Genomic DNA, 13814 nt, shown 5'->3' on the forward strand with positions numbered 1-13814 from the left:
AAAACCAAATGTTATGAAATATTTAACCCCAGAAATTGAAGCCCTGTCAAAACAATTTGAGGTCACTAAATCTCTAGCGCGAACTAATGTGTCTTGCGGCATTTTCCAAGATTGCGACTATAAAGAAGAACGCCCAAAACTATATCATCAACAAAACGTTGAAAACAATAGAACAGATTTAAAAAAATAAATGAACAAAGGAATTTTACTAGTCAATCTTGGGTCACCAGATAGTCCAGAACCCAAAGATGTAAAAAAATATTTAGGTGAATTTTTAATGGACGAGCGCGTTATTGATATTCCCTACACGGCTAGGGCATTACTAGTTAGAGGCATCATTTTAAAAACCCGACCCAAAGCTTCGGCTGCTGCCTATAAAAAAATATGGTGGGATGAAGGTTCTCCCCTCATTGTAATTTCAGAGCGCCTTCAAAGGAAAATCCAAAAGCAAGTTGAGGTGCCTGTGGCTCTGGCCATGCGTTATGGCAGCATGACCATTATAAAAGGGCTTCAAGAATTGGTTGATAAAGGTGTTGAGGAGGTTTTACTTTTTCCCTTATACCCTCAGTTTGCCATGGCGACTACTGAAACTATTACGGTTTTGGCCGAAGAGCTTCGTCAGCAATATTTTCCAAATTTAAAAATAGAATCGGTACCAGCGTTTTACAACAAACCAGATTATATTGAAGTGCTTTCCAACTCCATAAAAAACCATTTAAAAGGTAAAAATCACGAGCATTTATTGTTTTCGTACCATGGTGTTCCAGAACGGCATATCCGTAAAAGCGATGTTACCAAATCACATTGCAAAATAGACGGCAGTTGCTGTGTTACACCAAGCAAGGCACATGAGTTCTGTTATAGACATCAATGTTTAGAAGTCACACGATTGGTCGCTGAAAACCTTCAACTTAAAGAAGGTACATACTCTACATCATTTCAATCTCGTTTGGGTTTTGACCCTTGGTTACAACCCTACACTGATAGAACCATTGAGCGTTTAGGAAAGCATGGCATAAAAAACATGGCCATTGTTACACCCGCTTTTGTGAGCGATTGTTTGGAAACCCTTGAGGAAATAGCCATGGAAGGCCAGGAAATTTTTCATGAAATGGGCGGAAAGGATTTTACAACAATTCCGTGTTTAAATGATGATAAGGAATTTGTGGATTTGTTATCAAAATGGATAAACCAATGGGCAACTTCTGAAACCTTGGCAGTTTAATGGCAAAAATATCAGCACAAGATTTAGGTACGGAACCTATAGGCAAACTGCTCATAAAACAGGCAGTTCCTGCATCCATTGGTATTTTGGTGATGTCGCTCAATATCTTGGTCGACACCATTTTTGTTGGGAATTGGATAGGCTCTATTGCCATAGCTGCCATTAATGTAGTATTGCCGGTATCGTTTTTTATTGCGGCCTTGGGAATGTCCATTGGGGTTGGAGGTTCTTCAATAATTTCTAGGGCATTGGGTGCGAACAATCACGATAAAGCCCTTAAAACTTTTGGCAACCAAATAACGCTTACCTTATTGCTCACCATAACCATGGTTGTTTTCGGGTTGTGGTTTGTTGATGGCATTGTACCTGCGTTTGGGGGCAAAGGCAATATTTTGGAGCCCGCAAAAATCTATTATGTCATTGTACTCTATGGCGTGCCATTTTTAGCACTTTGTATGATGGGAAACACGGTAATCAGGGCAGAAGGTAAGCCAAAATTTGCCATGTATGCCATGATGATTCCTTCAATCTCAAATTTAATTTTAGATTATCTTTTAATAAATGTTTTGGACTTTGGAATGGCAGGTGCTGCTTGGGCTACCACCGGATCCTATTTGTTGTGTTTTGCTTTTATATTATGGTTTTTCCTGTCTAAAAATTCGGAATTAAAAATAAACTTTTCGCATTTTGGATTGGATAGACCCATTGTTTCCGAAATCAGTTCTTTGGGGTTTGTAACTTTATCAAGACAGGCTGTAGTCAGTATTACCTATCTGTTTATGAACAATATTTTGTTTCATTTGGGGGGCGAATCCTCGGTAACTGCTTACGCTATTGTAGGGCGTATGCTCATGTTTGCATTGTTCCCCGTTTTTGGCATTACACAAGGCTTTTTGCCCATTGCCGGTTTTAATTATGGAGCCTTGAAATACGAACGGGTTAAACAAACCATTTACACTGCCATAAAATATGCTGCTGGATTGGCCACAATGGTTTTTATTTTGCTTATGGTATTTCCGGAATCCATTACCAAACTGTTTACTCATGATGCTGAAGTCATAAAAGAAACACCTCCTGCCATGCGTTGGGTTTTTGCAGCAACACCTATAATAGCACTTCAACTTATCGGTGCGGCCTATTTTCAGGCTATTGGTAAAGCCAGACAAGCGCTTCTGCTTACTTTATGTCGACAAGGGTTTTTCTTTATTCCGTTGATTTTAATTTTACCCTTATTTTGGGATGAGCTTGGCGTTTGGGTGTCATTCCCAATATCGGATATTTTGGCAACGATTGTAACGGCCTATTTTTTAAATAGGGAAATAATTAAGAACTTGAACCCAGAAGATGTACTAACTTCCAATTTATAGACATGGAATATTACGCTTACATAAAAGCCTTTCATCTTATTTTTGTTATTACCTGGTTCGCAGGCCTGTTTTACATTCCCCGTTTGTTTGTGTATCAAATTGAAGCTTTTTATAAACCTTCACCAGATAAGGAAATTTTAGGAAAACAGTTAAAGCTCATGGCCAAGCGCCTTTGGTATATCATTACTTGGCCTTCTGCTATTTTAGCCACACTTTTTGCAGTTTGGCTATTGGTTTTACAACCCTATTGGCTTCAACAACCGTGGATGCATGTAAAATTAGGTTTTGTAGTTCTGCTTTTCATTTATCATTTAAAAACGCACCAATATTTCAAGCAACTACAAAACGATGTGGTAATAAAATCCTCTAGTTTTATGCGCATTTGGAATGAGGGTGCCACGTTTATTCTTTTTGCGGTTGTGTTTTTGGTCATCCTAAAAAGTGCCATAAATTGGGTTTGGGGCGTTGTAGGCATAATCGTTTTAGGCGTTTTTATAATGCTCGGCTATAAAGTCTATAAGAACATTAGGGACAAAAACCCTGAGGCCTAAACAATTCAAAATAATTAACTTTTAGGCGTTCACTTTATTTTAAATGACCCTTAGGGTCTTTGGTTTGATTATTGCTATATTTAAGCACTATAATTCTGAATGAAACTCAAAAAATTTTCCTTACGCACCCGCATCTTCTTAGCTATGATACTCTTGGTGTTATTGGCCTCTGTCCTCATTTCGGCGGTAGCCATTTATCAATACAGCGAGCAAAGTCAAGATTATCACAAGGGTCGTTTGGAGCGTAAAGAGGGAAGTATTCAAACGCACTTAAAACGAGTTTTAAATGGTAGGCAAAACACCTGGGAAGTAAAGACTGCAAACATTCCCTATATATTCAAGGAAGAAATTTACAATATTGCCGATATCCATAAACTGCAAATCAATTTGTACGATTTGGAAGGTGGGTTGTTAATCTCATCTAAAGCTGGACTTCAAACCGAAGTTGCTGAGAAGTGTTTGGATGCAGAAATAATGAACGCCATTAATAATACGGTGGAGTTTAATAGTGAATCGGAATTGACTAGGCATCGATATGTGGATAAGCATAGAGAAAATGGCGAATTATTTCAGTCGTCTTACACCTTTATTTTGGACCAAAAGTCGAAACCCTTGGCCATATTGAACATTCCTTACCTTGAAAAGGACGATTTTCTACAAAAGGAACTTGAAGAATTTTTAACGCGACTTGGTTTTGCTTTTATGTTTGTGCTGGTTACGGCTATTGTCATTGCGTTTTGGCTTTCTAAATACATTACAAAGTCCCTTAAAACTATAAGTGATAAAATAAATACTACCCGACTGGAAAAGCGCAATCAAAAAATTGATGTTGACGATACCAGCGAAGAAATTTCTACTTTGGTGAGTTCCTATAACAGTATGATTGATGAACTTGAGGAAAGTGCCATTCAATTGGCGCGAAGTGAACGCGAACAAGCTTGGCGTGAAATGGCCAAACAGGTGGCCCACGAAATTAAAAATCCGTTAACACCCATGCGATTAACGGTGCAAAATTTCCAGCGTAAGTTTAATCCAGAGGATGAAAATATTCATAAAAAGGTAGATGAATACAGCAAAACGCTCATCCAGCAAATCGATACTATGAGCGCCATTGCCTCGGCATTTTCAAACTTTGCCAAAATGCCCGCCCAACAAAGCGAGACACTTAACGTGGTAAAAATCGTTAAATTGGCTTTAGATATTTTTAATGAAGATTACATCGTATTTCAGGCGGAATCTGAAGAAATTATAGCAAAATTTGACCGTTCGCAACTCATTCGTGTGGTTACTAATTTGGTAAAAAATAGCATTCAGGCCATTCCAGAAAGCCAAACACCCAAAATTGAAATTAAAGTAGGTACCGAAGCGGGCAAAGTGTTTATAACAGTGGCGGACAATGGTGTAGGCGTTTCAGAAGAAAATAAAAACAAAGTCTTTGAGCCCAAGTTCACCACCAAAACAAGTGGTATGGGTCTTGGTTTGGCCATGGTAAAAAACATTGTAGAAACCTATAAAGGCACCATTTCTTTTGATACTGAAAAAGATAAAGGAACGACGTTTAAAGTTACGTTTCCTAAAGCATAAACGACACTAGAAATCTATTAAAATGAGTTACAATAACGTTTTATTCGAATCGCATAACGGCATTACTACAATAACCATAAATCGGCCTAAAAAGTTAAATGCCTTAAACAAGGAAACCATTAACGAACTTCATGATGCTTTTGATACAGCCGATAGGGACAAAAACACCAAAGTAATTATTGTTACTGGTAGTGGAGAAAAGGCTTTTGTAGCTGGTGCCGATATTAGTGAATTCGCCAATTTTAGCGTGGAAGAAGGCAAAAAGTTAGCAGCCAACGGGCAAAAAATATTGTTCGATTTTGTGGAAAATCTATCAACTCCGGTAATTGCAGCGGTTAATGGTTTTGCGCTTGGTGGCGGATTGGAATTGGCCATGGCATGCCATTTTAGAATAGCCAGTGATAATGCCAAATTGGGTTTGCCCGAAGTGAGTTTAGGGGTTATTCCCGGGTATGGTGGTACACAACGCTTACCCCAGTTAATTGGCAAGGGCAGGGCTATGGAAATGATTATGACCGCAGGTATGATTGATGCCAACAAAGCCCTAAATTATGGTTTGGTAAACCATGTAACCTCACTAGAGGAATTGTTGCCCCTTTGCGAAAAAATAGCCCTTAAAATTTTAAATAATTCTTCTGTGGCCATAGGTGCTGCCGTACACGCCATAAACGCCAATTTTAAAGATGGTGTTAACGGTTTTGAAGTTGAGGTTAACGAATTTGGAAAATGCTTTGGTACTGAAGATTTTACAGAAGGCACCACCGCATTTTTAGAAAAACGAAAAGCTGATTTTCCTGGGAATTAGGTTTTTTTTAAGTTGTTCGTTTAATGCGATGATATGCGTCGTTTTAATGACTTATGTCAATCGTTAAACGAAGTTAGTTGAAATTTTCTACAAAATCAAGTTTGTTAATAACCCATTTTTGCTTTAACAGTTTTCGGGTTAAATAATGGCTAACTTTAAAGAGTTAGGTTTTGTTTCTCTTTAAATGTTAATGTTTATGAACCCCAAATCTGTTATAAAAGGCCGCGGTGCGCAGCTTAACGTCCACAACCGTTTTTTTGAATTGAGCCACGAAATGCGCGACGACTTTTTGGAATATTGCCAAAAAGAAGGCGAAACAGCCGATAACAACAAAACCCTGTATTTAGAAACCTTCCCCAAAACTATCGTAAATAAAGTGGAAAGCCCAGACGTGGGCATGATGTATTCCATGAACGCTTACCAAGGTTGTGAACATGGTTGTATTTATTGCTATGCTCGAAACACGCATGAATATTGGGGGTACAGTGCCGGTTTGGATTTTGAGCGTCGAATTTTGATAAAAAAAGATGCGCCAAAACTTTTGGAAGCCTATATAAAAAAGAAAAGTTGGAAGGCACACCCCATTGTGATGTCTGGAAATACCGATTGTTACCAACCTGCCGAAAAACAGTTTGAAATTACTCGAAAATGTTTGGAGGTATTTTTAAAGTACAAACATCCTGTAGGTATCATAACAAAAAATGCGTTGATTTTACGGGATTTAGACCTTATACAAGCATTGGCTAAAGATAGTTTAATTGGCGTTAATGTGTCTATAACCTCACTTTCAGAAGGCACCAGGCGCATTTTAGAACCCAGAACGGCCACGATAAAAAGACGTTTAGAAACCGTAAAAACCTTAAACAAGCATGGCATACCCGTTAATGTTATGTTGGCCCCAATAATTCCTTCAATAAACAGTCATGAAATTTTACCTTTAGCCAAAGCTGCTTCAGAACATGGGGCCGTTTCCATAGGGCATACCATAGTTAGACTAAACGGTGCCATTAGTGAAATTTTTACCGATTGGATTAGCAAAACATTGCCAGATTGTGCCGATAAAGTGTTGCACCAAATAGAAAATTGCCATGGCGGTAGCCTAAACGATTCACGTTACGGTGCAAGAATGCGAGGTGAAGACAAAATAGCCGAACAAATTAATAATCTTGTGGCTTTGGCACGGCAGAAATACTTTAAAGACAAGGCATTTCCGAAATTAAACACAGCCTTGCACGAGCAGTTTAAACAAGGACAACTCAAGTTATTTTAGCAAAGAAAAAGCGGACTATAATGCCCGCTTTTTCAAGTTGAATTGAGTTAGTTAATGTTAACTTTTAATGATTTCTGTAAATACTCTGCCTTCTGTTCTGTAAACAATTTTGTAGTCGCCTTTGTTCAATCCGGTCAATCTGTAAAGACGCTCAACGCGCTCTGTGTTTTTTACGGTTTCAGCATACATAAGCTCATAAGTTCCGGTAGATCCTGAGTAAACTTCAATTTCCATCGGTGCTTTTTCAAGCGATAATCTAGTGATGAAAACTAAATCTCCTTTTACTCGGGTTACCGGCTTAAAAAATGTTGTTTCCATTTCTTTTTTGAAAAGAACTTCACTTGCCTTAACAGTAAACGGAATGCTTGTTATTTCTACATCTTTATTCAATTCAAAAATGTAGTCACCGTCAGGGAGCGATGTTAAATCGAAACCTTTGGTATAAACTCCAGTTTTTTGAATAGACTCTTTATATAAAGTAATTCCGTTTACATCTTTAATAGACAAAAGGTTACCTTCTTTTACATCAGCAAAAGTAACAGCGATTTTTCGAGCGTCATCTGTAATATTTAAAAATGAGGCTTTTTCAGTTGCGAAACTTAACGAGGCAGCCAACATGGTTACCATTAAGATTCCTTTTTTCGAGGTTTTAATTACGTTTTTCATAAATATGGGGTTTTTAACGTTCAACATGTCAAAAGTATACTATAAATAAGGCTTGTAAAACATTGATATTAATGTATTTGTGTTCTATTTTACCTGTTATTTTTAGATTAAACTTTGGTTAAATTAATATAGAATAATTAGGCGTTAATTGTGCATATTTTAGTACGAATCAGATATTTTATGTGCACATGTAAATCAAAATGAGATATGGAAAAGATGATTTCTTTATTGTGAAGGATAAAAAAAGGTGAGCCAAAAGACTCACCTTATTAAATAAACATACTAAAATTTTTAATTAATGTTTTCTACAAATTTGCGTCCTTCAGAATGCATTACAATCTTATAGCTTCCTTTTCTCAGACCGGTTAATTTGAAAATTTCACCAGGAGTTTGGGTGCCCTTAAGTTCTTTTGAATACATTAACTCAGCTATGTCATGCCCAGTATAATATATATCAATTATTAAAGGTTCTTTGTTTAGAGCTAACTTGGTTACGTAAAGTAGATTGCCTTTTAAACGAACATAAGGTTTGTATGAGGTTTTCTCGTCTTCTTTATTAAATTCAACCAAGCCTAATTTTACTGAAAATGGAATTGAGTTAATTTCTAAATCTTTATCAAGCACAAAATGGTAGTCGCCGTCTGGAAGACTTGTTAAATCAAAACCTTTGTTATACAATCCAGTTTTTTGAATGGACTCTTTGTAAAGAATTGCTCCGTTGTCATCTTTAATAAACAGGAGGTTTCCTTTTTTAACATCGCGTAAAGCAATTGAGGTCATTTTAGCATCTTTTGTAATCATAAAAACAGATGCTTTTTCTTTGGCGAAGCTTAACGAGGCAGCCATCAGGGTTGCCATTAAGATTCCTTTTTTTAAATGTTTCATTACGTTTTTCATAAATATGGGGTTTTAACGTTCAACACATTAAAATTAGGACATCTTTATTTCCTATAAAACACTGATATTGATGTATATATATGTTTTTTTAGCTATCAGTTTAGATGAGCTTTTGGTTAAAATAAAACAGATTAAAAGCCCGGGGAAAATGTTTTTATTGACGCGAGTAATTATAAAAGCAAAAAATATAAGGGATAAAAAAAGTGGGCCACCACAGCCCACTTTTACCAACTAAACTAAACTAAATAAGACATTAAACTAATTATTAATGAATTTCGTGTATGTTCTTTCATCAGAACTTAGTACTATTTTATAATCACCACCTTTTTTAAGCTTGTATGCTTTTTCAATGGTTCTTGTGTCTTCAATAACATCAGAGTAAATCATTTCGTATTCACTGTTGTTGTCAGAATAAATCTTAACTTTTAAAGGTTCTAAACTTAACGCCAGTTTTGAAATAAGCAACATGTCGTCCTTTTGTCTGATGTGAGGCTTGAAAACTGATGTTCCATTTTCCTTAACAAAGATTACTTCTTTTGCTTTTACGGTAAAAGGTAGGATTTTAATTTCCATGTCCTTATCAACTTCAAAAAAGTAATCGCCATTAGGGAGAGCAGATAGATCGAAACCCTTTTGATAAATTCCAGACGCTTCTATAGACTCCTTATATAATATAATACCATTGTAGTCTTTAATGGTTAATAAATCACCAACTTTTACATTAGTTAGTGTTATAGCCGTTTTTTTGATATCATCTTTAATAATAGATTTACCATCTTCGTTTGCGAAACTTACCAAGGTAGCCATAATGGTTACCATTAAGATTCCTTTTTTTGTGTTTTTAATTACGCTTTTCATAATTTGAGGTTTTTAACGTTCAACACTGCAAAGTTATAGTGGGGTTTTAGTTCCTAAAGCATTGAAATTAATGTATTTATATGCTATTTTATCCGTTATTTTGGGGTTAGGTTAATATAGAATATACAGGTGTTAATAGTGTAAATTTTGGCTCAAACATTTTTTTCAAAAAATAAATTCTGCAACTATTAAATGTTCTAGTCATTGTAACAATTTTTGAAATCTTTTAGAGTATCCTGGTAAAATTTTGAGCAAAAAAAAGTGGGCCACCACAGCCCACTTTACCAACTAAACTAAACTAAATAAGACATTAAACTAATTATTAATGAATATTGTGAACTCTAAAAAGAGTATTTTTTACTTAATAATTCTTTTAATAATTAATGCTATGATGTTCATAACAATTAACACTACAAAGATATGACCAAAGGAAAGTTATAAAAACATCAATTTTGACCTATTTCTATGCTATATTAACTGTTAAATGAATGTTAATATATCGTTATGGTAAAATAACACACATTTAAGGTAATTAAATATACAGTGTATGCATAATATGTTTTAAATTTGCATTAAAATAGTCCCAGGTTATGATGAATAAGAAACCCACATTAAAGAAAATAAGTCCAAGCTTTGGAAGCTCTTTGTTGGTGAAGCAACACGTAGAGTCTGTGGATAAGAATGATGCCTATTGGCACTTTCATCCAGAATTGGAGCTTATATATATAAATAAAGGACAAGGCAAGACCCACATAGGCAACCATTTATCTTATTTTAACAATAGCCAATTAATATTAATAGGATCTAACCTGCCACATAATGGTTTTACGGACCGATTAACGGCCAATGGTACAGAAACGACCATACAGTTTAAATCTAACTTTTTAGGTGATGATTTTTTAAACATCCCAGAAATGGGCAATATTGTTGCACTTTTTGATCGCGCCAAAAAAGGTATTCGTTTTAAGATTGAAACCAAACAGAAAATCGGCCCAAAGATTGAAAAACTCCTTGAACATGATGGCCTAAAGCGTGTTTTAAAGTTTTTGGAAATCTTGAATTATTTAGCCAAAACAGATGATTATGCCTTACTAAATGCTGATGGTTTTGCTTTTGAGACTGAAGCACAGGATAGCTCAAAAATTGATATGATTTTCAAATATGTAAATAAGAACTTTCAAAATCATATTTCATTGGATGAAATAGCAGACGAAGTAAGTATGACGGTTCCTGCGTTTTGCCGATATTTTAAGAAAGCTACGGGTAAAACCTTTACGCAATTGGTAAACGAATACCGAGTTGTACACGCTACAAAGCTACTTAATGAAAGCCAAATGAGTATTGCAGATATTTGTTTTGAGTGCGGATTTAACAATTTTTCGCACTTTAATAAACAGTTTAATGAAATAACTGGTAAGAGCGCATCAAATTACAGGAAAGAAATAAAGTTGATACTTCAAACAAAATAATTGCCTGAAGTAGTATATAGATGTTCTTAAAAACGGGAAGGTTTAACACCTTCCCGTTTTTTTATCTAAAATCCAGCTTTGTGTATCGAGATTAAAATATTGTAGGTTAAATATTACCACAATTTTAGTTATCTTTCCGAAAAAAAGATGAATAAAGTTTTAACCATAGTCTTTTTAACGCTATTAAGTTTTAAGGGCACTTTTGCCCAAGGCATCATTAAAATAGAGGCCTTTGTTTTAGAAAAAAGCACGAACAAACCGTTGCCTTATGTTAACATTGGCTTCTTGGGAAAAAGTATAGGGACTGTTAGCGATGAAACTGGAAAATTTTATCTCGAGTATGACGAGGATTATATAGGGGAATTTGAAGTATTGCAGTTTTCTTCTTTGGGTTATGAAACGTTACAAATAAAGGCTTTAGAGCTGTTCTCTAAATTATCTAAGACCAATAAAATATACCTTGAACCCCAAAACTTGGCTTTAGATGAAGTATTGATTACCTCTGTCCAAAGAGAAAACAAAGAGACAGGCAGTTTGGATTACGATGGTTTTACCCTTGGTTATTGGAAAGACAAAATTGCCCTGGGAGGAGAAATAGCCACCAAGATTAAAATAACTAAGAAAAATTCAAAATTGCTCGATTTAAAGCTTCGGATTTTGGAAAACCTTTCCGATAGCTTAAAATTGCGCGTTAATGTTTACGATTTAAAAAAGAAGTTACCCGGTAAAAACTTGTTGGCTACAAATATCTTTCATGTTATAAAACGAGATAAAGGTATAGACACAATCAATCTCAGGCCCTATAATATTAAAGTTGATGATGATATTATTGTAAGTATTGAGCTAGTTGAGGTGTTTGGAAATCAAGTCGGTTTTGCCATTGCGGGCACCAATAACGGAAGCACTTTTACGCGGTACATAAGCCAAGATAAATGGAAACCGATAAAAGATGCTAAAATGGCATTTGGTGTGCTCATGTCTTACCCTAAAAAGGAGGATGAAGTTGAAAAGAGAACACCACCAAAAGAAATAAGCATCCTTTGGGACACATCAGCATCTATGTTTTTTAATAGAGATTTTGCTGATGAAATGGAATTTTTAAGAGAATATCTTAAAGTGCTTAAAAATGTTTCTATTAAGGCAACAAAGTTCAACACTCAAACAGACGAAAGTAAAAATTTTGAGATAAGCAATGGAAATTCAGATGCAATTATTAACTATTTAAAGAACACCGACTATGAGGGTGGAACGGATTTTTCAAAAGTATTTTTGTATGATGATATTAAGTCTGATTTGGTCATGTTGTTTTCAGATGGGATTTCTACACTTTCAGAGGTTGGAGAACCTTTAAGTTGCCCTATATTCTGCATAGGTTCCTCAGTCAATTCAAACCATAATGTGCTTCAAAATATGTCCTCCTCAGAAAATGGTTATTACATCAATCTGACAAAAAGTAATATTGAGGCTGCTATTAAGGCCTTGAAATTTAACATTGAAGACAGACAAGTTTACAACTTGTCAGAGACGAATGACGCCCAAAATAATGTTTATGGTAAGATATATAGCCAGACAAATCCTTTGGAAGGCGTGTCGGTGAGGGTCAAAGGAACCTACACAGAGGTCTTTACCAATGAAGAAGGCATTTATAGCATTCCAGCGAAATATGGAGATAAAATTGTCTTGAATTATTTTGGGGCAAAGCAAAAAGAAATACAAGCATCCAACAACAAAAATATAGACATAGAACTTGAATTTGAAGGTGAGCTATTGGATAAAATAAGCATTATTGGGGTAAAAAGAGATAACGTTTCAAGGGATAACATGGTTAGACGGGAGGATAGAAAGTATGGCTATTCAACATCTTACCTAACAGAGGAAGATATAAACCAAGCAGATGTATATTTTGTGGATGTTTTGCGAAAAATGCCCGGGGTAAATGTTTCGGGCCCACCGCAAAATCCAACAATCTGGATTAGGGACAGGAAGAAAACACCTGCAGTTTTTGTTGATGGTATTCAAACGCTTAATTTTCTATCCATATCACCTCAAAACATAAGTTCTATAACCATTTTAAGGTCTTTGGCAGCTACCAATAGGTTTGGGAGCGAAGGAGCAGGAGGAGCCATAATGGTTACCACAAAAACGGCTTTGCAATATAAAGAAGGGAAAGCAAAAAATTGGGCTCTAAAAACGGGCAATGATTATGAAGAAGGGAAATTATACCCAGAAACAAATACCAAAACTTCAAAATATATTGATGATCTTTATGGAGCCGCTTCCTATGACGAATCATTTGCTATTTACAAGAACCAGAAAGCTAGTTTAAAGCAGCCTTCAATTGATTTTTATCTGGATGCATCAGAATATTTTGAACGATGGGACGAGGAGACGGCCTATAAAATCCTTACCAATATATCAGACTTGGCTTTCAATAACGTAAAGGCACTGAGAACTTTGGCGTATAAGCTTGAAGCTTTAAATAAATATGAGGAAGCCAAATGCATTTATAAAAGAATATTGAAACTAGACCCTAAACGGACCCAAGCCTATAGGGATTTGGCATTAGTTTACCAAAATACTGGAGAACATAACAAAGCTATGCTGCTGTACAAACAGATGCTTTTGGGAACCATTGAAGACCTTGATTTTTCAGGAATTAGAAGTGTTTTAATCAATGAACTTCGTCATTTGGTATTGTTGCACAAAAGTGAAGTTGATTATGCAGATTTGCCTTCAGATTTGCTGTCCATCAATTTCAAAAAAGATATGCGTTTTGTTTTTGAATGGAATGACCCTTTTGCCGAGTTTGAAATTCAATTTGTAAATCCAGATAAAAAGTATTTCACTTGGGAGCTTTCAGCATTTGCGAAAAATGAACGTTTAATGGACGGTTTAAAAAATGGATATCAAATTGAGGAATTTTTTATTGATGATGCGAAACAAGGAAAATGGATTATCAACATCAAAAACTTAAAAAAAGAAACAACGTTAAATCCAACGTATTTAAAATATACGGTTTACGAGAATTTTGCCCAACCAAATGAAAGTAAAACAGTAAGAGTTGTTAAACTATATGATCAGGACGACAAGGCTACCTTACATGAATTTATGTATTAGCATGG

The 13814-nt window shown here is 35.5% G+C and carries 12 protein-coding genes; 9 read left to right on the top strand and 3 right to left on the bottom strand.

The features are described 5' to 3' along the window. Window positions 1-13 precede the first annotated feature (13 nt). The 7 genes from ACB104_RS06640 to ACB104_RS06670 all read left to right on the top strand — a co-directional run bounded on the left by ACB104_RS06640 (window position 14) and on the right by ACB104_RS06670 (window position 6802). On the top strand, window positions 14-190 hold the full coding sequence (locus tag ACB104_RS06640) for a hypothetical protein (RefSeq protein ID WP_370477501.1): 177 nt from the start codon (window positions 14-16) through the stop codon (window positions 188-190). Beyond that, window positions 191-1225, top strand: coding sequence for a ferrochelatase (gene hemH, locus ACB104_RS06645; protein WP_370477502.1), 1035 nt, complete (start codon window positions 191-193; stop codon window positions 1223-1225). After that, complete coding sequence (locus tag ACB104_RS06650; RefSeq protein ID WP_370477503.1) at window positions 1225-2592, top strand: MATE family efflux transporter; 1368 nt, start codon at window positions 1225-1227, stop codon at window positions 2590-2592. The genes hemH and ACB104_RS06650 overlap by 1 nt, the downstream gene beginning before the upstream one ends. A gap of 2 nt (window positions 2593-2594) precedes the next feature. After that, window positions 2595-3143, top strand: coding sequence for a CopD family protein (locus ACB104_RS06655; RefSeq protein WP_370477504.1), 549 nt, complete (start codon window positions 2595-2597; stop codon window positions 3141-3143). A gap of 99 nt (window positions 3144-3242) precedes the next feature. After that, window positions 3243-4727 (top strand): sensor histidine kinase, encoded by a 1485-nt coding sequence (locus tag ACB104_RS06660; protein WP_370477505.1) that lies wholly within the window; start codon window positions 3243-3245, stop codon window positions 4725-4727. Window positions 4728-4749: 22 nt separating this feature from the next. Continuing rightward, a complete protein-coding gene (locus ACB104_RS06665) occupies window positions 4750-5532 on the top strand; it encodes an enoyl-CoA hydratase/isomerase family protein (protein ID WP_370477506.1) in 783 nt (260 codons plus the stop codon). A 196-nt stretch (window positions 5533-5728) separates the two neighbouring features. After that, window positions 5729-6802 carry a PA0069 family radical SAM protein gene (locus ACB104_RS06670; protein WP_370477507.1) on the top strand — a complete coding sequence of 358 codons (1074 nt, stop codon included), beginning with the start codon at window positions 5729-5731 and terminating at the stop codon, window positions 6800-6802. Between the two features lie 57 nt (window positions 6803-6859). Here the strand turns inward: ACB104_RS06670 and ACB104_RS06675 are convergent, their stop codons facing one another. The 3 genes from ACB104_RS06675 to ACB104_RS06685 all read right to left on the bottom strand — a co-directional run bounded on the left by ACB104_RS06675 (window position 6860) and on the right by ACB104_RS06685 (window position 9223). Then, window positions 6860-7468: a hypothetical protein gene (locus tag ACB104_RS06675; protein WP_370477508.1), complete on the bottom strand. Its 609-nt coding sequence runs from the start codon at window positions 7466-7468 to the stop codon at window positions 6860-6862. Between the two features lie 291 nt (window positions 7469-7759). Beyond that, entirely contained in the window at window positions 7760-8365 is a 606-nt protein-coding gene (locus ACB104_RS06680; RefSeq protein ID WP_370477509.1) for a hypothetical protein, read from the bottom strand. 258 nt (window positions 8366-8623) lie between these two features. Further along, window positions 8624-9223, bottom strand: a complete 600-nt coding sequence (locus tag ACB104_RS06685; protein WP_370477510.1) for a hypothetical protein — start codon at window positions 9221-9223, stop codon at window positions 8624-8626. 590 nt (window positions 9224-9813) lie between these two features. Between ACB104_RS06685 and ACB104_RS06690 the strand changes: the two genes are divergently transcribed. Then, complete coding sequence (locus ACB104_RS06690) at window positions 9814-10692, top strand: AraC family transcriptional regulator (protein ID WP_370477511.1); 879 nt, start codon at window positions 9814-9816, stop codon at window positions 10690-10692. A 147-nt stretch (window positions 10693-10839) separates the two neighbouring features. Then, complete coding sequence (locus ACB104_RS06695) at window positions 10840-13809, top strand: carboxypeptidase-like regulatory domain-containing protein (RefSeq protein ID WP_370477512.1); 2970 nt, start codon at window positions 10840-10842, stop codon at window positions 13807-13809. Window positions 13810-13814: the final 5 nt, after the last annotated feature.

The organism is Tamlana flava, from assembly GCF_041287255.1.
Lineage (GTDB): Bacteria > Bacteroidota > Bacteroidia > Flavobacteriales > Flavobacteriaceae > Tamlana > Tamlana flava.